This window comes from Alkaliphilus metalliredigens QYMF, from assembly GCF_000016985.1.
GTDB lineage: Bacteria > Bacillota > Clostridia > Peptostreptococcales > Natronincolaceae > Alkaliphilus_A > Alkaliphilus_A metalliredigens.
Map to the genome: position 1 here is coordinate 2,491,269 of NC_009633.1, position 22,033 is coordinate 2,513,301.

At 35.4% G+C, this 22,033-nt stretch carries 22 protein-coding genes and 1 other annotated feature; of the genes, 18 read left to right on the forward strand and 4 right to left on the reverse strand.

The features are described 5' to 3' along the window. Positions 1-15 precede the first annotated feature (15 nt). From AMET_RS12060 to AMET_RS12070, 3 genes are all read left to right on the forward strand, one after another. On the forward strand, positions 16-777 hold the full coding sequence (locus AMET_RS12060; protein WP_012063569.1) for a DNA adenine methylase: 762 nt from the start codon (positions 16-18) through the stop codon (positions 775-777). A 136-nt stretch (positions 778-913) separates the two neighbouring features. Next, complete coding sequence (locus tag AMET_RS12065; protein WP_157047247.1) at positions 914-1,549, forward strand: hypothetical protein; 636 nt, start codon at positions 914-916, stop codon at positions 1,547-1,549. Positions 1,550-1,881: 332 nt separating this feature from the next. Further along, positions 1,882-2,655, forward strand: a complete 774-nt coding sequence (locus tag AMET_RS12070; RefSeq protein WP_012063571.1) for a hypothetical protein — start codon at positions 1,882-1,884, stop codon at positions 2,653-2,655. 81 nt (positions 2,656-2,736) lie between these two features. On the opposite strand, the gene AMET_RS12075 is transcribed toward AMET_RS12070, so the two are convergent. Together AMET_RS12075 and AMET_RS25055 are read right to left on the reverse strand one after the other, a co-directional pair. Beyond that, on the reverse strand, positions 2,737-3,093 hold the full coding sequence (locus AMET_RS12075; protein WP_012063572.1) for a DUF2512 family protein: 357 nt from the start codon (positions 3,091-3,093) through the stop codon (positions 2,737-2,739). 97 nt (positions 3,094-3,190) lie between these two features. Continuing rightward, the gene (locus tag AMET_RS25055) at positions 3,191-3,355 is read right to left on the reverse strand and encodes an aspartyl-phosphate phosphatase Spo0E family protein (RefSeq protein WP_198135339.1); all 165 of its coding nucleotides are present in this window, start codon (positions 3,353-3,355) and stop codon (positions 3,191-3,193) included. A 312-nt stretch (positions 3,356-3,667) separates the two neighbouring features. Here AMET_RS25055 and ltaE point away from each other — a divergent pair, with 312 nt between their 5' ends. The 3 genes from ltaE (at position 3,668) to AMET_RS12090 (ending at position 6,457) form a co-directional block, all read left to right on the forward strand. After that, the gene (gene ltaE / locus AMET_RS12080) at positions 3,668-4,714 is read left to right on the forward strand and encodes a low-specificity L-threonine aldolase (RefSeq protein WP_012063574.1); all 1,047 of its coding nucleotides are present in this window, start codon (positions 3,668-3,670) and stop codon (positions 4,712-4,714) included. 26 nt (positions 4,715-4,740) lie between these two features. Further along, positions 4,741-6,009, forward strand: a complete 1,269-nt coding sequence (locus AMET_RS12085) for a replication-associated recombination protein A (RefSeq protein WP_012063575.1) — start codon at positions 4,741-4,743, stop codon at positions 6,007-6,009. Positions 6,010-6,154: 145 nt separating this feature from the next. Further along, complete coding sequence (locus AMET_RS12090) at positions 6,155-6,457, forward strand: DUF3343 domain-containing protein (RefSeq protein ID WP_041720746.1); 303 nt, start codon at positions 6,155-6,157, stop codon at positions 6,455-6,457. On the opposite strand, the gene AMET_RS12095 is transcribed toward AMET_RS12090, so the two are convergent. Then, the gene (locus AMET_RS12095) at positions 6,450-8,060 is read right to left on the reverse strand and encodes a hypothetical protein (RefSeq protein WP_012063577.1); all 1,611 of its coding nucleotides are present in this window, start codon (positions 8,058-8,060) and stop codon (positions 6,450-6,452) included. The two genes, AMET_RS12090 and AMET_RS12095, sit on opposite strands and share 8 nt — an antisense overlap. Before the next feature lie 204 nt (positions 8,061-8,264). Here AMET_RS12095 and AMET_RS12100 point away from each other — a divergent pair, with 204 nt between their 5' ends. Continuing rightward, positions 8,265-8,930, forward strand: a complete 666-nt coding sequence (locus tag AMET_RS12100; protein ID WP_242661284.1) for a hypothetical protein — start codon at positions 8,265-8,267, stop codon at positions 8,928-8,930. Between the two features lie 98 nt (positions 8,931-9,028). Here the strand turns inward: AMET_RS12100 and AMET_RS12105 are convergent, their stop codons facing one another. Further along, positions 9,029-9,829: a CAP domain-containing protein gene (locus AMET_RS12105; RefSeq protein WP_012063579.1), complete on the reverse strand. Its 801-nt coding sequence runs from the start codon at positions 9,827-9,829 to the stop codon at positions 9,029-9,031. 334 nt (positions 9,830-10,163) lie between these two features. Here AMET_RS12105 and AMET_RS12110 point away from each other — a divergent pair, with 334 nt between their 5' ends. From AMET_RS12110 to AMET_RS12155, 11 genes are all read left to right on the forward strand, one after another. Beyond that, entirely contained in the window at positions 10,164-11,000 is an 837-nt protein-coding gene (locus tag AMET_RS12110; protein WP_012063580.1) for an SDR family oxidoreductase, read from the forward strand. 163 nt (positions 11,001-11,163) lie between these two features. Then, positions 11,164-11,613, forward strand: coding sequence for an RrF2 family transcriptional regulator (locus AMET_RS12115; protein ID WP_012063581.1), 450 nt, complete (start codon positions 11,164-11,166; stop codon positions 11,611-11,613). Between the two features lie 40 nt (positions 11,614-11,653). Further along, on the forward strand, positions 11,654-12,841 hold the full coding sequence (gene nifS, locus AMET_RS12120) for a cysteine desulfurase NifS (RefSeq protein ID WP_012063582.1): 1,188 nt from the start codon (positions 11,654-11,656) through the stop codon (positions 12,839-12,841). Further along, positions 12,834-13,274 (forward strand): Fe-S cluster assembly scaffold protein NifU, encoded by a 441-nt coding sequence (nifU, locus tag AMET_RS12125; protein ID WP_012063583.1) that lies wholly within the window; start codon positions 12,834-12,836, stop codon positions 13,272-13,274. Before nifS ends, nifU begins: the two co-directional genes overlap by 8 nt. Positions 13,275-13,303: 29 nt before the next feature. Next, positions 13,304-13,936, forward strand: a complete 633-nt coding sequence (locus AMET_RS12130) for a PRC-barrel domain-containing protein (RefSeq protein ID WP_041720749.1) — start codon at positions 13,304-13,306, stop codon at positions 13,934-13,936. A gap of 37 nt (positions 13,937-13,973) precedes the next feature. After that, a complete protein-coding gene (locus AMET_RS25375; RefSeq protein WP_085938808.1) occupies positions 13,974-14,144 on the forward strand; it encodes a hypothetical protein in 171 nt (56 codons plus the stop codon). Between the two features lie 110 nt (positions 14,145-14,254). Next, on the forward strand, positions 14,255-15,490 hold the full coding sequence (locus tag AMET_RS12135) for an AI-2E family transporter (RefSeq protein ID WP_012063586.1): 1,236 nt from the start codon (positions 14,255-14,257) through the stop codon (positions 15,488-15,490). A 47-nt stretch (positions 15,491-15,537) separates the two neighbouring features. Further along, positions 15,538-15,761 (forward strand) — a binding site (T-box leader). A 63-nt stretch (positions 15,762-15,824) separates the two neighbouring features. Beyond that, positions 15,825-18,467: an alanine--tRNA ligase gene (gene alaS / locus AMET_RS12140; RefSeq protein ID WP_041720751.1), complete on the forward strand. Its 2,643-nt coding sequence runs from the start codon at positions 15,825-15,827 to the stop codon at positions 18,465-18,467. A 114-nt stretch (positions 18,468-18,581) separates the two neighbouring features. After that, positions 18,582-18,839: an IreB family regulatory phosphoprotein gene (locus AMET_RS12145; protein ID WP_012063588.1), complete on the forward strand. Its 258-nt coding sequence runs from the start codon at positions 18,582-18,584 to the stop codon at positions 18,837-18,839. A gap of 6 nt (positions 18,840-18,845) precedes the next feature. Next, on the forward strand, positions 18,846-21,029 hold the full coding sequence (locus tag AMET_RS12150) for a hypothetical protein (protein WP_408626375.1): 2,184 nt from the start codon (positions 18,846-18,848) through the stop codon (positions 21,027-21,029). Positions 21,030-21,072: 43 nt separating this feature from the next. Further along, positions 21,073-22,023, forward strand: a complete 951-nt coding sequence (locus tag AMET_RS12155; protein WP_012063590.1) for an aldo/keto reductase — start codon at positions 21,073-21,075, stop codon at positions 22,021-22,023. Positions 22,024-22,033 lie beyond the last annotated feature (10 nt).

Here is a 22,033-nt window from a genome sequence, read left to right on the forward strand (position 1 = left end):
TAAGGAGTGATGGAAATGTTAAAAAGTCCGTTATCATGGATGGGCGGTAAATATCGTCTCAGGAAACAAATCATTGAATTAATACCAGAGCATACATGTTATGTAGAGATCTTTGGTGGAGCTGCTTGGGTCCTGTTTGGAAAGGAATCTTCAAAGGTAGAGGTATACAATGATATTAATAGTGAATTGGTGAACTTCTTTAGGATATTGAAGTATCATGCAGAGGAATTCAAATCTTGGATTGAGAAGGACGTTGTAAGTAGAGAAATATTTGAAGAATACCATGAGAGTCCATCTAAATACATGACCGATATTCAAAGAGCAGTGAGATTTTTTTATCTAATTAAATACAGCTTTGCTAGTAAAGGTGATCACTTTGGATATGGAACGAACAAGGATCCTAATAAGGCAATTTTTAATACAGATTTTATCCAGGAAGTAAGAGGAAGACTAAAGCATTGTTATGTTGAGAACCTCTCCTTTGATCAATTGATAAATAAGTACGATAGGAAAGAGACTTTTTTCTTTTGTGATCCTCCTTATTATGAACTGACTCAGTATAAAGATAAGTTCTATAAAGAAGATCACCTGCACCTGGTTGAATTACTCAAAAATATAGAAGGAAAGTTTCTTGTAACTATAAATGACCATCCTGAGGTGAGGGAGTGGTATAAGGGTTTTAATATGAAAAGTACTGAAGTGAATTATTCAGTAAGCAGAAATATTGAAGGGCGGAAGAATTATAAAGAGTTGATTATAACTAACTATGGATTATAATAAATTAATTACTCAAAGTATCGGGTTGGATTAAGTTCCAGCCTGTTTTTACTTTTTGTAACATTTTGTCGAGTGATTATTGAAGGATATTGTACATTTATGGTAAATAATAGAATATATAGTGATGAGAGGAGTGATGATGGTGAAAAAAGTATTGAAATTTTTAGTAATAGGCATTGTTGCGCTAGTAATTATAGGAGCACTTTTAGGAGATGGCGAAGAAGGGACGGAGGAAATAGCTAAAGAGCCGAGTGTAGGAAGTGCTGCTATAGAAGTCGAAGAAGAGACCGAGACAGAGAAAGAACCTGAAGCTGAAGTACAAAAGGCGAGTTATTTATTAGATAGTGGTATGTATAAAATAGGAACCGAACTGCCTGCTGGGGAGTACATGTTAGTAGCAGATGGAATGGCCTACTATGAAACGACTAAAGATTCTAAAGGAACTTTTGAGAGTATACTTACAAATGATAATTTCTTTGTTAATAGATACATTACTGTGAAAGATGGAGAATATTTAAAGTTACAGAGTTGCAAACTATATGAACTTAATAATGTTCCTACGTTGGAAAAGCAAGAAATGTATAAAATAGGGTTAGACTTGGAGCCTGGAGAATATAAAGTTGCTGCAGAAGGCATGGGTTACATAGAAGTTTCAACAGATTCAAGAGGTGGATTAGAAAGTATAGTTACTAATGATAACTTTGAAGGTGAAAAATATATTACGGTTCAAGATGGGCAATACTTAAAACTTATGAGTGCTGCTTTGGAATAAATAATAAACAACATTGATACAGTTAGGGTAGCTTAATTGCTACCCTTCACCCTAGAGGATGGCTTATCATTGAAAGAGCATGCCAGTCTTAATATAGTCAACTGTGGGAACCAGTACGCTAAGCTTATAACTAAGTTACCCCAAACATAGAAAGAGGGTGTAAAACCCTTTTATCTGTATTATAATACTATTAATGAATAGACAATCTAACTATCAGTAGTTTCGTACATATAGATGAACCATGCTGCATTGCTGATACAGGTTGTTTTTTTGATGGACATATAAAAAATGTAGTAGGAGAATGTATATTTGTAGACAAGGTATATGACTCAGTGGTTTTCAACCTACAGGGAATTCAAGCTGTATCAAAGGCACCTTTTGGAAGATTACCAATAGCAAAGTGTGGACCTAGATCAAGAATCGTTGCCATTAGGGACATTAGGGCTCGAAAGTTTTTTAACCCCAAAAATATTAACGATTGTAAAAATCTGGATGTAACTCCTACTACAAATTTATCTGGTGCGGAATTTGTACTTGATGAAAGAGGAAATCCTGTCGTTGTACCTGGCCCTGCAGGACTATTACAGTATTTAATTTACACAGATACCAGTGATTGTGACGACGAAGGCTTAGGAACACCAATCTTTGGAACACAGGAAATTCAAATTACAGGGAATGTATTTGTAGAAATTGATGTAGACTTTATTGATGCTCAAGGAAATACCCAAATGGCTACATTGACAGGGTTAGTTCCTGTTAGCCAAACATTAACAAACTTCTTTGAATTATGTATGCCTTCAGTATTTGACTCTGCATTTTTACCACAATTCACAGAGTTTTGTAATATCGCATTTGAAGCTAGATTAGCGACACAAAGTATCCAAAGAGACATTGCCTTCAATCCTGCAACTGGAGAAGTGTTTATTAATCTAATTATTGCTTTATGTTTAACCTGCGAAAAGAAAATCAAAGTACCTGTACAATTATGCGTATTGAGCACAGGCTTCTGTGAGCAAGTACCAAGACCTAGACCAATTTGTGGCGAATTTCCACCATTATTCCCACCTCAAGTAAATGTACCTTTTGTCAATCCACCAGATTGTTAATGGGTGAAGACAAGATGAAATGTAAGTAATAAAGGCTCAAGACCCGATGCATCTGTATCGGGTCTTGAGCCTTATAAGTAGTTATTCTTTTTCCTCATTCTTTATTGTTTTATTGGTTTTAAGTAAAAAGATATGTTGAATGTACTCTGTAATGGTTAGAAGGGTAGCAGTTAGAATCGCTCCTGCAAAATTAAGTGGTGCGTTTATAAAAAGATATTGAACAAAATAAATCACTGCAAAGGCTCCAAGAAAATCCATGATTGTACTAATCCAGAATGTTCCTTTTCTTAAAATAAGCACTTCCATGAGATGCGCCGCAAAGGCTAAGAATAGACCTGTGATGATGGCTTGAAATGAAGTGAATCGTAAATCAAACAAATAGCTTGAAATCAAAACCGTTATGGGACACACAATGATTTTTATAATTAATCCAATCATATCTTTCGGACTCCTTTTTAGTATAGGTTTTCCAGTAACTAAATTAGTATACTTGTACAGTAGGTTAAATCATTTTTATGCGTTTAACAATATAATGCTACTCTTTGTCATTAGCATATTTAACGACTAAACTATCAAGATATTCACTTAAATCTAATACTTTAGAGTCAAGTAAATTCCCTTCTTTACTTTTGATTAATTCTTGCAATTGATGTCTAACATTTTGGATCTCAAGATTTATATAATCACTATTTTTGGACAACGTGTTCACCTCCTTTCTGAAAATTTGATATAATAAACTAATGATGTTTCAAATTTAACCTACTGTACTGTTTTATTTTAATGCATTGGGATAAAAATGAATAATGTATAGTAATATACAATAATGCAAAATAATGTAAAGTGACCATAGTTATTATGTCGAATTTATTTTTAAATTGTACTCTATGTTCAAGAGATTCCTAACAGCTTGATATGGAAGGTGATTAAAACCATACTTGCATTTCACAAATCAAATATATTTAAAAAAACATAAAAATACATTATAATAATGAAATAAGGGGAGATGAGATCTATGAAAATGATAGACTTAAGAAGTGATACAGTCACACTGCCTAGTGAAAAAATGTTACAAGCCATTCAAGTAGCACAGCTGGGTGACGACGTCTATGGAGATGATGTGACCACCAATGAATTAGAAGCACTGGCGGCAAATATAACAGGGAAAGAAGCAGGTCTTTTTGTTCCTACGGGAACAATGGGCAATCTAATAGCGGTGATGACACATACGAAACCAGGTCAAGAAATTATCTTAGAAGAAAGCTGCCATATCTATTTGTTTGAAGTGGGGGGCATTGCCAGAATTGCGGGGGTGCAAGCTAGACCGATTCAAGGGAGTGATGGGAAAATTTGCTGTGAAAAAATACAGAAGGCTATGAGAACAGAAAATATTCATTTTCCTGAAACCGGTTTAATTTGTTTGGAGAATACCCATAATATGGCCGGGGGAACAGTGGTACCATTGGAAAATATGAAGGAAATTTATGAGCTTGGACAAAGCATTGGTGTACCCATTCATTTAGATGGGGCAAGGGTGTTCAATGCCGCTACCCACCTAGGGGTCCAAGTCAAAGAGATTGCTCAATATGTGGACTCTATGATGTTCTGCTTATCAAAAGGATTAGGAGCACCCATTGGAAGTATGCTTGTGGGAAGCAATACATTCATCAGTCAAGCGAGGAAATATAGAAAGATGTTAGGTGGAGGGATGAGACAAGTGGGTGTCATCGCTGCCCCAGGCCGAATTGCCATTGAAGAAATGGTAGAAAGGCTTGAACTGGACCATAAAAATGCTAAAAAACTAGCTGAGGGATTGAATTCTATTAAGGGAGTCTCTGTAGAATTAAGTAAGGTTCACACAAACATTGTGAATGTAGATTTTTCTGAGACTGGATTGGCATGTACGGATATAGTAGAAAGTCTAAAGAAAAAGGGAATACTGGCCAATGTCCGTGGCCAACAAGAAATTAGATTTGTCACCCATAAGGATGTAACAACTGAAGAGATATCAAATACTATCAAAGTCATTAAAGAAATGATAAAAGCGATTTCAATACAATAGAAGAAAAAAGGAATTTGGTGAGAGAAATGAATAAACCACTGGCAGATCGCATGAGACCAATTAAATTGGAAGATGTAGTTGGTCAAGAGCATATATTAAGTAAAAATCAAATACTAAATAAGACTCTACAGGCTGGGCACATTACCAATATGATTTTTTATGGGCCACCTGGGGTTGGGAAGACAACCGTAGCTAATATTATTTCTAATATGACAAATAAAAAATTATACAAACTAAATGCCACCAATGCTAGTATTAAAGACATACAAAGGATCGTGGCAGAATTAGACAGCTTTATGACAATGAATGGGGTACTATTATATCTAGACGAAATTCAAAATTTCAATAAAAAACAACAACAGTCCCTATTGGAATACATAGAGAATGGCAAAATTACACTGATCGCCAGTACAACAGAAAATCCATATCATTATATTTATAATGCCATTTTAAGTCGTTCAACAGTTTTTGAATTCAAGCTATTAACGAAATCAAATGTAATAGAGGGTCTAAAGCAAGTGATTAAGCGGATTAATGATGAGGGGAAAACCCTGGTTGAATATGAAGAGGAAGCCCTAGACTATATTGCTACAGCTAGCAATGGTGATCTTAGAAGGGCTATGAATGCTTTGGAGCTAGCAATGTATGCAGCGGAATCAGAAAATAAAGAGCAGGTCTTTTTAACAATCCATATTGCCCAAGAATCAACTCAAAAAAAGGTAATTAGCTATGATAAATTTGGTGACCAGCACTATGACATTTTAAGTGCTTTTCAGAAAAGTATCAGGGGGACGGATCCCGATGCTGCAATCCACTATCTGGCAAGACTGGTGAAGGCAGGGGATTTGAACTCTATTTGTAGAAGACTTTTAGTGATTGCCTCGGAGGATATTGGTCTAGCCTATCCCACTGCCATTACCATTGTGAAAAGTTGTGTAGATGCAGCAATGCAGGTGGGATTTCCTGAAGCTCGAATCAATTTAGCACAGGCCACACTGGTTTTGGCTACAGCGCCAAAATCTAACTCGGTTATTGAAGCCATGGATCGGGCCTTAGCAGATTTAGATCAGAAGGACATCGGAGAGATCCCCACTTCTTTAAAGGACGCACACTATAAAGGGGCAAGTGATTTAGGAAGAGGGGTAACATACAAATACCCTCATCATTATGAAAACAATTATATCCAACAACAGTATTTACCTGAAAACATTAAAAATGAAAAATACTATGGCTCACAAAATAACAAGATGGAGCAAAGGATATTTTCTTACTTAGAGCAGTTGAAAAAACAATAGGCTAATTTTAAATGAATAGCCCTATGACTAACGCGCAACATGGAGATCTTAGAGAACAAGACCTCCATGTTTTTTTGTGTAAAAAATCACATCAAATTTAAAAGGGCATATATTATATAATCATATATTGTCAGGAGGAGATCAAATGTATGAAAAACTGATTCACCAAGAATATTATCTCATGGTTTTTCATTCTAAAAGCTATGTGGTACAGCTATACCAATATTTAAGGAGAAATTATGAAAATAAATTTGACCTAATTTCTACTCCATGCAGATTGAAGGCAGGATGTAGTTATTCCCTACGGTTTTACCAGCTAGATGATTTAAATATTATCAAAAATATATTAGCAGAACAGCCACAGCATTTTTCTACCACCAAAGGAGTGGTCTATTTAAGTCAAAGAGTCAATAAACGTAGAACATTTACAAAAATAGAGACTATTTAAAGAAGGTCTTGATTCGATTAAGAATACTTGGATCGTTGCAGCTATAATCACATATTTCTTCCTGTAGGGTGAGAAGGCTTTTCTTAAGCTCGATAAATTTATCTTCTATTTGACATAATTTCTTTTGACAGGTTTCTACTTCTCGTTGGAGTAGAAATTTTTCATGATCTAACTCCGTTAATTGACTTCCTACTTTCTTTAATTCATGTGATAAGGAGTCAATTGATATGGTAGAGGAATGGCTATTCATGTTCGGGGATAATTCATTGTCTAAATCACCCTTTATATTATCTATCTTATCAATTTCAACAACGATTTTATTAATATAATCTTGAACCTCTGTGATTAATTTTTTAAAGTTTTCATCAGTGGTTACATACTGCTCATGTATAGGGGGTTTGATAGCTTCTTCCGTTACCTTTTCAGGGTTTTGATTTGAATCCATATCCATATCCTCTGGAGGATCTGTATGGGTTTTCAGGGGTGGAGGATCTTGTGCCTCAGTTGATTTGAGGGTTTCAGACTTTGTGTTGGGTGGTTTTTTCTTAAATGTTTCTGTGGAGACCGGATTTTTTGTGCGAAGACCTAGTAAGATTAATTGGTTTTCAGCTTCTCCATAGATACTATTCACTGAATAATTGGACTCAGATGGATTCAGTTGACAGTATTTCATTAGTATTGGATCTTCTAATTTGTGTAGTGTGCTTTTCTCCACAGCAGACCAAGTTTCACCAAAGTCCTTGGAATAAATCTCGTTAATATGCTGATTTTGCATGCTAAAGACCATCAGCTTCTCTTCATTTTCCATTATAACCGGCGATAGGTGGTTAGCATTTCTATTTGTCAAAGTATAAAGCCTTGACCATTTAGATTTAGAACGTGAAACCTGGGGTTTTCTTTTGTACTTGATAATAAAATTATTTTCCTCCAATGAGCACCATACAATGTGAAGGGTATGATTACGATCAATTAGCATGTGAGGATGAGAATGATCCTCCTGGGAGTTCGTGATCAGCTCTCCAGAGGTCCACTTTTTATGGAGTATATTAAATTTACTAAAATAAAACTGGTAATTACTTTTATAAAATACTTTATAAAGGATATATAAATTATCGCCACTGTCTACTACAATTTGGTAGGGACTGGGATACTTTCCATGGAGATATGTGGTCATTGTAGATTTATTAATGCCTTTATCATCCCAATACATATGTTCTATAGAAGAAACCATTGCATTAAGCAAATTAGTCTTTGTACAGAATACATGGGTATACCTACCTTTAACAAAAATGGATAAGTAGCGATAAATATTAGAGCGAATGTCTAATTTTGAAATGATTCGATAATCCCAATGCTGGTTTTGATATATGTAGTATCGTAATTCACCTTCCTGTGTAATACAGATCAGGTGAATTTTATTTTGCGTATCAATATCCACTGAAAAAGTAGATATATTGGTGGCAACCATTTCATTTTGTGTGACTAACCTGTTGTCCTCTTTGTAAATATTGGAAATGATTTGCTTATTTTGATCTAAATAAAAGTAGTATAACTGATTGTCCTTATACTCAACAAGATAATGCTGCAAAGAAGTAGATCTCATTATTTCACTTCCCTTAATTAATATTTTAAAATAGGCACTAACAAGAGCTTACTTCATATTATGATAAGATCAGCACATTTATTAGTAATTATTAAGGGGGAAAATAAAATGAAAAGCAGAACACTTCATACATATTTGTAACACAATTTTGATCGCTTCATATATTAATACTGTATAGAAAGTTATCTTAGTATAGGAGGTAAAATGATGGAAAATAACTTTGATTTAAGTCCAGGGGCGACGGTATCACTAGATCACAAATTTTCTGACCTTATAGCTGAATGCATTATAGTCGATAAAGTGTATGCCCATTGCCAGCAACGGGAATGCTTTGAAGACATCAGGGTGAGTGTACCTCAATGTGGGAAACTTGAGCTTGTAGACATTACATTTAATCCAGGGGAAATCATAGATCAAACCCTGGTCATCACCCCGATTCCTCATAGGCCACATTTTAGTAGAGTAAGATTTAGAGTTTTAATCACATTTGTACTGCATGTACGAGATATTAAGACAGGAGTGATTACACCAATTGTGGGGCAACTACCAGAAATTCAGAAGGATATTGTGATATTCATTCCACAAGCCAGAGACGAGTTTGCTTTTGAAATTGTAATTGAAACAGCTTCCCAATTATTGAATCAGCCAATCCAAGATGGTGAAGAATTGGTATTTGCAGTGGGAACATTTATCATTGTTAAGGTTGTAGGAAGAGTACAATTGTTTGTGCCAGCCTTTGGATTCTGTCCAGAGCCCCCGGATTGTGAAGAGTTTGCACCTGATGCGATTTGTGATGATTTTGATCAAGAACCATTTCCAGAGTTTTTTCCACGGCAGCTCCAAGACATTCCAGAGGATGAATTATTCTAAGGATTTGACACCAAAATAATGGAGAAACTCAAAAAACTGCCAAAGGGCAGTTTTTTGAGTTTCTTATGGAACGGATTGATTAAATGTACTTTTTTCCCCTATTTGCTGATAAACATTTGTGTATAGTATCCGTTGTAGATACCAATACCAATATGAGTCAAGTTAGGGTTCAATATATTCTTGCGATGGCCTTCGGAGTTCATGAACCCATTGTGGGCTGACTGAACACTTGATGTTCTCGCTATGTTTTCTGCTGCTGCTCTATAGCTAATGCCAAAATGACGCATCATATCAAATGGAGAACCATATGTTGGTGATGTATGAGAGAAGTATTGGTTATCATGCATATCCTGTGATTTAACCCTAGCTACATAGGATAAGTCTACATCAATAACTAATGCCGTAAGACCTGCATCTTTTCTAGCTTGATTAACATATTCAACTAATTGAATTTCAGACTGTGTTAAGGAATGTCTGGCATTAGAAGTGTTTCCTACATTTATATTTGGAGTCGCCGGAGGAACTGGCTGTGGAGCCGGTTGTGGAGTTGGTTGTGGTGCTGGAGTTGGTGCTGGCGTCTCTTTTACTACTTCTTGTTGCGGAGTTGGAGTCGTGTCTTTCGTAGGTTGAATATCCTTTTCCGCTTGTTCCACAGGAGTAGGGACTGCTTTTTCAGTTGTTTCTCTATTGAAATTTTGTGGGTTGAAGGTTAGAAAGGGAAGCCTAAACCGATAGCTTGTACCATACTGTGATAATTGTTGAGTTGAGTTGACGTTAAATACAAACCTTTGACCATAAGAAGAACGATCTACTGTATAAGCACTAGCTGTTGTTGCAGATAGCAATAACGTCGCCATAACAGTTGGTATTACCAATTTTTTATAAAGTTGCTTACTCATTTACATTTCCTCCTTTAATATTTAAGGGTTGATAAGGGTTTGTCAATATAATATAGGAAGTGAGTTATAATTTCAACAAATTTCGACAATATATATGTATGTAATATATGGGTAGCTACCCATATAAAGATCCCGGAGGCTTTAGATGGACATATTGCATGATATAGCAAAGGAAAATAGTTGAATTTTCTACCCCATAGAAATCAATTTAGCATTATGTATCATAACCAGTACATTATGCACATACAATGGGTTTAATAGAGAAACCGATGATCATTATTTACAAAAATAAGAAATTGTCAAGGTTCTACTTTAACCAATGGAGGTGATCAGGGTGAAGGTTTGTATTGTAGGAGGCAAGGGAACACTAGGTCATGAATTGACTGCACAGCTTAAAGTGCTTAGCCCATTTAAAACATATTTGCTAGAAATTGAAAATGTAGATATTGAAAGCTTCGAACGTGTTAATAAGACATTGAAAGAAATTGTACCAGGAGTTGTGATTTACGCAGCCGAATTTAATGATGTAGAAGCTTGTGAATTGAGATCAGATGATGCTTTCATCGTGAATGCCCATGGGGCAGGAATGGTTGCAAGTATATGTGCTGGTATTGGAGCGAAGATGGTTTATATCAGTAGTGATTTTGTTTTTAGTGGTGAGAAATCATCATCATATAACGAGAAGGATCCACCGAAACCCATTAACATTTATGGGTGGTCTAAGTACTTTGGAGAACACGAGGTGGAAAAGAATTTGCAGAAACACTTTATTATAAGAACCGCAAGGATTTTTGGGGAAAGACAAACTAGCTTTATCAATACCGTGTTGAATTTACCCACAAGTAATTCTATATTTAAAGTAATAGGAGATCAAAGAGGATCATGTACATATACGAAAGATTTAGCCCTGGGGATTAATCGTCTATTATCTGAAAATAGCATTAAAAAATATGGTATCTATCATTTTGTAAATTCGGGTTCATGTACTTGGTATGAAATGGCGCTAAAAATTTGCAAGATAAAAAACCTCAATATAAGATTAGAAAACGTTTCGGCAGCGCAATTAAATAAAAAAGCTTTATATCCCACTAATCTTACATTAGCAAATCATTCTCCGTTTCAATTCAGGCCATGGGAAGAAGCTTTAGAAGAATATATTTTAAAGAGATAAGAAGCTGTCTTATCTCTTTTATTTTGGGCATAAATCCATGTGAATGAGGATTAAAATCACAAAAAAATTAAATTCATTGGTGAATGTTGACAAAAATACTGGGGTATAATATAATTATTATGAATTCCAACTGATTCACTTGGGATTGAAAGGGAGGAAGGATATGAAACTTTCAACTAAAGGAAGATATGGTCTTAAAGCAATGTTTGATCTGGCCATTCATCAAGGTGAGGGACCAATACCTCTTAAACATATTGCAGAAAGACAAAAGATTTCAGATCATTATTTAGAGCAGTTAATTGCAAGTTTAAGAAAGGCTGGTCTAGTGAAAAGTGTAAGAGGAGCCCAGGGAGGATATATGTTAGCAAATTCTCCTGATAAGGTTGTGGTGGGAGAAATTATTCGGGTACTGGAAGGTCCATTGGGTCCTTCGGAATGTGTACTAGAAGAAGATCCAACGGCATGTGCTCGGGCTGACTATTGTGTGACCAGAGTGATTTGGGAAAAAATTAGAGTCAGTATTAGTGATGTGATTGATAACATTACTCTGCAAGATATGGTGGATGATTATCATAAATTAAACAATAAAGACAATTACATGTTTTATATTTAATAGTTGAACATATGACAAATACAATTAAGGAGAGGATTACATGAAAGAAAATGTTTACTTAGATTATTCAGGGACGTCACCTATGAAAAAGGAAATATTAGATGAAATGCTACCTTATTTCACTTTAGACTACGGAAATCCTTCAAGTATTCATGCTTTTGGTCGCACATCAAAAAAAGCTGTAGACACAGCCAGAGATCGACTAGCTAAAACGTTGAATGCAGGTGCAAATGAGATATTTTTTACTGGTGGGGGAACTGAGGCGGATAATTGGGCAATCAAGGGTGTCGCCTATGCTTTGCAAAATAAAGGGAAACATATTATTACTTCTAAAATAGAACATCATGCGGTTTTACACGCTTGTGAGTACTTGGAAAAGCAAGGCTTTCAAGTAACTTATCTAGATGTAGATCAGTATGGTTTGATTAACTTAGAACAATTGAAACAATCAATTACAAGTGACACAATTTTAATTACAATTATGTATGCAAACAATGAAATTGGAACTGTACAATCAATTAAAGAAATTGGTCAGATTGCTAAAGAGCGAGGTGTACTTTTTCATACCGATGGGGTACAGGCATATGGAAATATACCCATTGATGTACAGGACTTAGGAATTGACTTAATGTCTATTTCAGCTCATAAATTATATGGACCCAAAGGGGTAGGTGCTCTCTATATTCGTAAAGGCACCAAAATAGATCCCCTCATACATGGTGGAGCCCAAGAGAAAAAGAGAAGAGCAGGGACTGAAAATGTACCTGGAATTGTTGGTTTTGGAAAAGCAGCACTATTAGCTTATGAAGGATTAGAGGAACATCAGTTGACTATGATTAGATTAAGAGATAAAATGATCAATGGAATAATGGAAACAATCCCATATGTAAGGTTAAATGGACATCCGAGTCAAAGATTACCGGGAAATGTAAATGTATCGATTGAATTTATTGAAGGTGAATCATTACTACTAAGCTTAGACCTGGTAGGGATTGCAGCTTCCAGTGGTTCAGCATGCACTTCTGGGTCCTTAGATCCATCTCATGTACTGATGAATATCGGACTTACCCATGAACTTGCCCATGGATCCCTAAGACTATCATTAGGGGACTTTAACACAGAAGAAGAGATTGATTATGTTTTAGAAAAATTACCACCAATTGTGACTCGATTAAGAGCGATGTCTCCGTTATATGAAAAGATAAAGGGAGGAATTGAAAATGTATAGTGAAAAGGTAATGGACCACTTTACGAATCCTAGAAATGTAGGAGAAATTGAAAATGCTGATGGTGTAGGACAGGTTGGAAATCCTAAGTGTGGCGATATTATGAAAATGTATTTAAAAATAGATAATGATATGATAACCGATGTGAAATTCAAAACATTCGGATGCGGCTCTGCCATTGCTACTTCTAGTATGGCAACTGAAATGATACAAGGGAAAACAGTAAAGGAAGTACTACAGCTTACAAATAAGGCAGTTGCTGAGGCATTAGATGGATTGCCACCTGTGAAGATGCATTGTTCTGTATTGGCTGAGCAAGCCGTTAAAGCAGCTATTTATGATTATGCTCAAAAAAACAATCTGCATTATGAAGATTTAGATGATTTCAATCCTAATGACGATCATGACCATCATGACGACATTGAGGAGGAATAAAAAGAAAATAATGATAAAATTAATTAATAATGACCAATAATGCAGGGATTCCCTGCATTATTTTTTTGACTTCGATTCAAAATAGTAATAGAACGGTGAAAAGAGGGATTGCCATGGTTAAAGGAAGCGAATTGATAGATCAGGCATTGATGAAATCAAATGGCCATTTAACTGGATATAGAGTGAAAAGGAATCTATATTTGAATCGGAAATTAGAATTAGGGGCATTTCAGCTATATAATATTGAAAATAAAAAAGAGGAAGATAAATATATTTTTTACAAAAGAATCAAAAACATAACCCAAAAAGGATTGGAAATATATTCTGAAAATGATATCATACATCATTTTCAAATGCCTACTCTAGAAAGTGCTTTAAAAAAGGTGATTCATGTAATTGGGTTTGAGATATATAACGAAAGCAAGGATTTAATGGGAGTTGTTAAAGATACGGTTATTAATAAAAAGACAGGAAAAATAATGGCTTTATTGGTGAGTGAAGGCTATTTTGATGATCTAATCAATGGATATGCCATTCTGCCTTTAAATGAAAAGATCAAACTGGAAAAACACAACATCATATTTAATAGTGAGGATATTCGTTCAATCAGCCACAATAGCGGTGGATTGAAAAAATTACTTGGTATAGAACCACCTAATTAACAAAAAATAATAATGCAACTGGAAAGGAGTGAATATAATGAATAGAAACATGATGACAGGTCTTGTTACAGGAAGTCTAATTGGAGCAACAATAGGCATGTATGCTGTCACTCAGATGAATAATGGCGATAGAAGGAGACTTATGCGTCAAAGAAATAGAATGATGAAAAAAGCGTCAAATGTTGTTAAAGGAATGAATATGTTTTAATAAAAGCAGCTTAGGCTGCTTTTATTAATAAAAATTTAATTTTATTTTCAAGAAATATATGGTAACATAGTGCCAAACACAATTAATATTAGCATGATTGGGGGTTCAATATGGGTGAAAATGCAATTGAAGTTATTTCAACAGGTTTCAGGAGTATTGCACAGGGAGGCGAATTTACTAGATTAATTTCATTTTTAACTCAATTCATTGTTTTTGCTCTACTGATCTTTTTATTATATTACTTAATCCATATCGGGAATCACTATGTTGATGATAGGCAGAAGGTTAATGTGGGTCGTAAGCAATTATTCTTTTTAGTATTGGGACTCTTCCTCTTTACTCTATTATTATTATTGTTTCAAATTAGAGTTTTGTTAATGGAAATTTTATCTCCATTTATAATTGCCATTGTCATTGCATATATATTGAATCCGCTGATTCATTACTTACAGGTCAAGGGTATTGACAGAATGTGGGGGGTCTTACTTGTCTACTTATTTATCTCCTGTATGATATTAATTCTCTCCCTAACACTAGTACCTAGAATAACAGAGGAAGTAAGGAACTTAATGGCGTTTTTACCCCAGTATAGTAATGACTCCTACGAGCATCTTCATAATCTATATCTAAGGTACAATCAGAACCTCGAAAGTTTACCAACGGAATTTGAGTCAGTAAAGGAACTACTAAGACTTAATATTGATCGTATTCAAGAGATTGTATTTGGTATTGCCAGCTCATTTACCAGCACGCTTTTAGGTTTATTTTCAAGACTTGTAAACCTAGTACTGATACCTATATTGGTTTTTTACTTTTTAAAGGATGCAAAGGGGTTTAAAAAAGCGATTATTTTATTAATCCCTAGATATCTTAGAAAGAATGTAATGCATATTGCAAAGGATGTAGACAGTGTACTTGGTGGGTTTATTCGAGGGCAACTGATTGTTGCAGGGTTTGTTGGGATTTTAACAATGATATCATTATTGGTTTTACGAGTAGAATTTGCTGTATTAGTTGGATTGATTGCAGGAATTGCAAATATTGTACCCTACTTTGGTCCTGTAGTTGGAATTGTTCCTGGTGTCTTATTTGCATTGTTGGATGGTCCAATCAAAGCAATTTGGGTGGTGGTTGTCTTTACTGTGATTCAACAAATTGAGAGCGCCATATTAGCACCTAAAATAGTAGGAAAAAGCGTGGGACTACATCCGGTATTAGTTATTTTGGCACTCCTTGTGGGAGGACGGTTTTTAGGAATTGTAGGACTATTAATTGCAGTCCCCGTTGCAGGAACCATTAAAGTACTGGGAAAACATTTAATCAGTCATGTGACTAAAATTTCTTAAATGTTGACAAAATTGATGATTTTCTATATAATTCTAATAAAAAATGACAATAAGCGATGATGAGAAGGAGTAATGTTATTCGATTCTTACAGAAAGGGAGCACTAGGCTGAGAGGCTCCTAGATAGATGATATGAAGCAGTCTCTAAGCTATAACCTTGAACAATAAGAGTAGAGGTTATCGGTTAATCCGTTATCTTAAAGGTTTTCCTGAGCGGCCGTATCAAACGGTAATTAGGGTGGTACCGCGAGAATATAACTCTCGTCCCTACTATATGATGTATGGATGGGAGTTTTTTGCATTTTTGTAGTTTAACTAAGGAGGATACGATTAAAATGAAAAAAATGGGATTAAATGAAATTAGAAAATTGTTTTTAGACTTCTATGAAGAAAAAGAGCATTATGTACAATCAAGCTATCCACTTGTACCTCATAACGACAAAAGTTTACTGTTGATTAATGCTGGCATGGCACCGTTAAAAAATTATTTTTCAGGTGTGGAAACGCCCCCTAGTAAAAGAATGGCAACGTGTCAGAAATGTATTCGTACTGGGGACATAGAAAATGTAGGGAAGACTTCTCGACATGCAACCTTTTTTGAAATGTTAGGAAGTTTTGCATTTGGAGACTATTTTAAAACGGAGTCTATCCAGTGGGGATGGGAGTTCGCAACTAAATACTTAGAAATGCCAGAGGATAAGATATGGGCCTCTGTATATGAAGAAGATGATGAAGCCTATGGGATATGGGAAAATCAAATAAAGATGCCTAAGGAAAGAATTGTGCGCTTAGGGAAAGAAGATAATTTTTGGGAAATTGGAGTGGGTCCTTGTGGTCCTTGCTCAGAACTGTACTTTGATAGAGGTGATAAATACAGCTGTGGTCATGATGATTGTAAACCGGGATGTGATTGTGATCGTTTTGTAGAGTTCTGGAATCATGTATTTACTCAATTTGATAAGGATGAAGCTGGTAATTACAACCTGCTACCCAATCCAAACATCGATACTGGGATGGGCCTTGAAAGAGTTGCCTGCATTATGCAGGATGTGGATTCAATTTTTGAAGTGGATACCATGAAACATATTTTAAATAGCGTATGTACAGCAACAAATACACAATATAATAAAGATGTTAAGACAAATATATCTCTACGAATTATTACAGATCACCTGCGTTCAATTACTTTCATGATTGGAGATGGCATTTTACCAAGTAATGAAGGAAGAGGATATGTATTAAGAAGGCTATTGAGAAGAGCGGCCAGACACGGTAAGCTATTGGGTGTGTCTAAAAGCTTTTTATATGAATTAATGGATACTGTTACAGAAACATATGGAGGGGCATATTCTGAACTTGTTGAGAAAAAAGATTATATTAAAAAAATCATTCAAGTAGAAGAGGATCGATTTCAAGAGACGATTCACCAAGGACTGGAGATTTTAAACCAGCATATTGAAGAAATGATAGGAAAATCTGAAAACATGTTGAATGGTACATATGCTTTTAAGCTTTATGATACCTATGGCTTTCCTTTGGATCTAACTAAGGAAATTTTAGAAGAAAGAGAAATGACTGTTGATGAGAGTGAATTTGAATCTGAGATGGAAAAGCAAAGAAATCGTGCAAGGAAAGCAAGATCTGGGGGAGACACCGAAGGCTGGAAGGAAGATGCATTTGACGCCCTAGATAAAAACATTCAAACGTCATTTAAAGGATATGAAACCCTAAGAGCTGAAGGGAAAGTGTTGGCGATTATTGAAGAAAATCAATCGGTTAACTTAACTTCAGCAGGAAAAGAAGTTGTGATTGTTTTAGATAAAACACCTTTCTACCCAGAAAGTGGTGGACAAATAGGGGATATAGGTCATATTTTTAAGGATGAATTTGAGGGTCAAGTATTAGATACAAAACAAGGCAAAAATCAACGTATTCATCAATACATTAAAATTCTAAGAGGAATATTACAAGTAGGTGACTCTATACAAGGAGAAGTAGATAAAGAACCAAGACATAATACTGAAAGAAATCATACTGCTACCCATCTTTTACACAAGGCATTAAAAGGAATTATAGGAGAGCATGTGGAGCAGGCAGGATCTCTTGTGACTCCTGAAAAATTAAGATTTGACTTCTCTCACTTTGAAGGGCTTTCTTCAGCAGATTTATCTAAGGTGGAATTAGAAGTGAATCAAGAGATACTGAATGCATTAAACGTTGACACTGTAGAGGCATCCTTAGAAGAAGCAAAAAAGATGGGCGCTATGGCATTGTTCGGCGAAAAGTATGGAGATGATGTACGGGTTGTCAAAACAGGGGATTATAGTGTTGAATTGTGTGGAGGAACCCATGTTAAAAATAGTAGTGAAATTGGAACATTCCTAATCTTAAGTGAGACTGGTGTTGCAGCCGGAGTCAGACGAATAGAGGCAGTAACTGGACAAGAAGCCTATCATCATATTAAGCGGGAACAAGGATTAATTCAAGACATAGAAAGCTTATTGAAAACCAAAGGTGAGCAATTAACTAAAAGGGTAGAAGAACTATTAAAAGAAACAAAGGAAAAAGACAAGGAGCTTCAACAATTAAAAAGCAAACTAGCAAACCAATCCATTGATGAAATTCTAAATCAGATTGAGGTCATTGAAGGGACAAATCTTCTTGTTCATCACTTTGGAGAACAAAGCATGGAGGACCTAAGAAATATTGGAGATTCACTTAAACAAAAAATTGGCTCTGGAGTCATTGCATTAGGAGCAGAAAGCAACGATAAAGCAAGCTTCTTTGTGACCGCTACAAAGGACGTTGTGGAAAAAGGAGTTCATTCGGGTAATATGATAAGAGAAGTAGCTAAAATTGCAGGAGGCGGCGGTGGAGGCAGACCGGATATGGCACAAGCTGGCGGAAAAAATCCTGAAAAAATCCAATCGGCCCTGTCAATTGTTAAGGGATTGTTGAAAAATCAATTAAATGGTTAAAATAATAAGGGCATGGTTTCCATGCTCTTATTGATTATTTAATTCATTGGAGATACGAGAATAATATGGTAAAATAAAACTAAATCAATCAAATCAGTTGAAAGGGGAATAGAGATGACTGAAAAAATAAATTTAACAATGAAATTCAGTTTAGATAAGGAGAAAGAAGAGCAAGCTAGAGATATTATACTAACTGTTTTTCAGGCACTACAAGAAAAAGGCTACAATCCCACAAATCAATTTGTAGGCTATATTTTATCAGGAGATCCAACTTATATTACAAATCATAATGATGCAAGAAGCTTAATTAGAAAAATAGAAAGAGATGAATTGCTAGAAGAATTACTAAAGTCATACTTAACAAACCAATAGGAGCGAGTGCACTTGAAGAGGAAAACATTTGTTGTGATTACTGTTTTCATCATACTATATATGAATATAATTTTTAGTTTTGCAAAGGTAGAAAGTCAATTCTTAGAAACTGGTTTGCCCAATCAGAAAGTAATTATGATTGTGGTCAATCGGGTGACCTATGATGATCTACAACAAATGGATTTCATCCAGGAAATGATGGAAAAAAGCTATGTTGGTTTAATGAATACCAGGGCATCGGGAAGCAATAATGAGTATAAATCATATGCTACCCTTGGAATGGGAACCCGTGGAGAAGCAACCTACTCAACTTCTTTTTTTCAAAATGCAAATGATGAGGTTGCTGCTAAGTACCAGCGTAGAACCGGAGTGTATTTAATTGATAATGGGGGTGTAATCAACCCATTTATCAATCAATTGATCCGACAAAACAATCAGGGTGAATACGGTGCCATTCCCGGACTGCTAGGAGGGCATTTAAGAGATAATGGATATAAAACAGCTGTAGTAGGCAATAGTGATACAAATGATGCTGAACTGCGATCAGCTGGTTTAATTGCCATGGATCGAAGTGGTTATATTGACTATGGAAATGTAGGCGCCTTGTTGAATATTGAGGATGATACAAGACCCTTTGGAATCAGAACCGATTTTTCAAAGCTGTTGGAAGACTTTAAAGAGGTCTATGGACAGGCTAACTTTATTGTCGTCGAAGCTGGAGAAATAACACGACTAGAAAGATACAGAGATAACTTAAATGAAAAAATGTATGTTCTACATAGACAAGCTATGTTAAATGATGTAGATGCTTTTATAGAGGATCTAATGAACTGGATAGAGGGGGATATGGCACAAGTGATGATTATCGCCCCTTATCCTTCTGATGACGCGGCCAGGAGAGGAGATCGTTTGACACCTATCATTCTTTATGATGGAGAAAATAGGGGCGTCTTATGGTCTGAGACAACCAGGAGACTTGGGATTCTAGGGAATGTAGATATCGCTTCAACGATTTTATCGTATTTTGAATTACAATCCAATGAAATGGCTGGCAAAGTCTTGATTAATCAACAACATGAAGATTCATTAGATTATATTACTGATTTAAATAGACAGGTTGTCAATACATCTCAATTTAGATACAGGGTGTTACATACTTTTGCAATTTATCAAATGATTGTATCAGTTTTGGCATTACTGTATATCATTTTTAGAGAAAAACTTTCTAGTAAGTTGAAAGCATATATTAATTTTTCCTTAGTTTCTGCAATTGTGGCACCCTTCACACTTTTGGTTTTACCCTTACTTGGTGTGTTGTCTTTAACAACTACATATCTACTGTTGATTATTATTACTTTTGCATTGGTAACTACTTTGCAGATTATTTCTAAGAAAAATCCCTTAAACATGCTGATTTATAGTACTGGATTAATTGTATTCGGACTATTATTGGATATTATACTAGGGCAAAACTTAATTAAGCAATCTTTATTTGGATATGATCCCATTATTGGTGCTAGATATTATGGAATTGGCAACGAATATATGGGAATATTGATCGGAAGTATTCTATTATTTACAACATCAATGGTTGAACGATATAAAGTTCATTCCTATAACATTATGTTGTTTTATTTAATTTCCGTAGGCATTATTGGCTTTCCCACCCTTGGGGCTAATGTGGGAGGAACAATTACTGCAGTTTTTGCCTTCTTCTTTACTTCCTTTAGACTTTCAAATCAAAGGGTTACCTTTAAGAAGTTCATTTATATTGGTATTACTGTTATAGGAGTCGTTTCTTTACTCGCAATTATTGATCTTTTTATGATAGAGAGTCAGTCTCATCTTGCTGGGGCAATTGAACAAGTTATTGCTAGAGGTCCAGCTGTTGTCATTGAGATTATTTCTAGAAAGGTCCTGATGAACATAAGGATTATGGGAGTTACTTTTTGGAGTAGAGTGCTTTTGTTATCAGTGATCATATTAGGAATTTTATTTTATAAACCAGTGGGCATGATTAAAAAAACAGCCATGGAATATCCTAATATTTCAAAAGGATGGAGTGGCATATTAATGGCCTGTGCCATTGGGTTTCTTGTCAATGACTCGGGGGTTGTGGCTGCGGCTACAAGTGTTATATTTCTCACCACATCAATGCTTTATTTAATTATGAATTTTGATCATTTTTGAAAAATCAACAGTGTGGTATGCTGATAAAATTGGAGTGGTGTTTATGGAGATGAGAGAACTTGGTGAGACACAGCTGAAGGTGTCTCGTCTTTGTTTTGGTAGTTTGACCATGGGACCCTTGCAAGCTAATTTAACCCCTAAAGACGGTGGCAATTTATTGCTTCATGGTTTTGAACGTGGTATTAATTTTATTGATACAGCTGAATTATACGAAAGCTATGCCCACATTAAAGAAGCATTAAAAGCCTTCGATAGAAAAAAAATTGTTTTATCTACAAAATCATATGCCTACTCTAAGGAGACGGCAGAGGCAAGCTTAAATAAGGCACTAAAGGAGCTTGGAACAGACTACATAGATGTTTTCATGTTACATGAGCAAGAAAGTGAACATACATTAAGGGGACATGAAGAAGCATTAAAGTACTTTTTCAAAATGAAAGATAAGGGTTTAATACGAGCAGTAGGGATCTCTACCCATACAATAGCTGCGGTGAAGTCAAGTTTACACATAAAGGAGATTGAAGTTTTGCACCCTATTGTCAATCTCAATGGCCTTGGAATACAGGACGGAACAATAGAAGAAATGCTAACATATCTTGAACAAGCCCGTCAATTAGGAAAGGGAATTTATGCAATGAAGCCTCTTGGGGGTGGTAACCTACTCAAGAACTTTGAAGAATGCTTCGATTTTGTACTAAACATACCTTATCTGGATTCCATCGCCGTGGGAATGCAAAGTATTGAAGAAATTGATATGAATTGTCTTGTTTTTAACCACAAGCCAGTTGATAAAGACCTATTAACAAAGGTGATGAATAAAAAGAGGCAATTGCGTATTGCCCATTGGTGTGAGGCATGCGGTAAATGTGTAGAGGCCTGTGGACATGGGGCATTACGGATTGAAAAGGATCAGGTAGTAGTGGATCACAGGAAATGTGTTCTCTGTGGTTACTGTTCTAAATACTGTCCGCAGTTTTGTATAAAAGTAGTATAGGAGGAAGTAT

Excerpts from the sequence above, each read along its gene's own strand:
- AMET_RS12060 (WP_012063569.1), top strand. The coding sequence starts at position 16 with ATGTTAAAAAGTCCGTTATCATGGATGGGCGGTAAATATCGTCTCAGG.
- AMET_RS12065 (WP_157047247.1), top strand. The coding sequence starts at position 914 with ATGATGGTGAAAAAAGTATTGAAATTTTTAGTAATAGGCATTGTTGCG.
- AMET_RS12075 (WP_012063572.1), bottom strand. The coding sequence starts at position 3,093 with ATGATTGGATTAATTATAAAAATCATTGTGTGTCCCATAACGGTTTTG.
- ltaE (WP_012063574.1), top strand. The coding sequence starts at position 3,668 with ATGAAAATGATAGACTTAAGAAGTGATACAGTCACACTGCCTAGTGAA.
- AMET_RS12085 (WP_012063575.1), top strand. The coding sequence starts at position 4,741 with ATGAATAAACCACTGGCAGATCGCATGAGACCAATTAAATTGGAAGAT.
- AMET_RS12090 (WP_041720746.1), top strand. The coding sequence starts at position 6,155 with ATGTATGAAAAACTGATTCACCAAGAATATTATCTCATGGTTTTTCAT.
- AMET_RS12095 (WP_012063577.1), bottom strand. The coding sequence starts at position 8,060 with ATGAGATCTACTTCTTTGCAGCATTATCTTGTTGAGTATAAGGACAAT.
- AMET_RS12100 (WP_242661284.1), top strand. The coding sequence starts at position 8,265 with ATGATGGAAAATAACTTTGATTTAAGTCCAGGGGCGACGGTATCACTA.
- AMET_RS12105 (WP_012063579.1), bottom strand. The coding sequence starts at position 9,829 with ATGAGTAAGCAACTTTATAAAAAATTGGTAATACCAACTGTTATGGCG.
- AMET_RS12115 (WP_012063581.1), top strand. The coding sequence starts at position 11,164 with ATGAAACTTTCAACTAAAGGAAGATATGGTCTTAAAGCAATGTTTGAT.
- nifS (WP_012063582.1), top strand. The coding sequence starts at position 11,654 with ATGAAAGAAAATGTTTACTTAGATTATTCAGGGACGTCACCTATGAAA.
- nifU (WP_012063583.1), top strand. The coding sequence starts at position 12,834 with ATGTATAGTGAAAAGGTAATGGACCACTTTACGAATCCTAGAAATGTA.
- AMET_RS12130 (WP_041720749.1), top strand. The coding sequence starts at position 13,304 with ATGACCAATAATGCAGGGATTCCCTGCATTATTTTTTTGACTTCGATT.
- AMET_RS25375 (WP_085938808.1), top strand. The coding sequence starts at position 13,974 with ATGAATAGAAACATGATGACAGGTCTTGTTACAGGAAGTCTAATTGGA.
- AMET_RS12135 (WP_012063586.1), top strand. The coding sequence starts at position 14,255 with ATGGGTGAAAATGCAATTGAAGTTATTTCAACAGGTTTCAGGAGTATT.
- alaS (WP_041720751.1), top strand. The coding sequence starts at position 15,825 with ATGAAAAAAATGGGATTAAATGAAATTAGAAAATTGTTTTTAGACTTC.
- AMET_RS12145 (WP_012063588.1), top strand. The coding sequence starts at position 18,582 with ATGACTGAAAAAATAAATTTAACAATGAAATTCAGTTTAGATAAGGAG.
- AMET_RS12155 (WP_012063590.1), top strand. The coding sequence starts at position 21,073 with ATGGAGATGAGAGAACTTGGTGAGACACAGCTGAAGGTGTCTCGTCTT.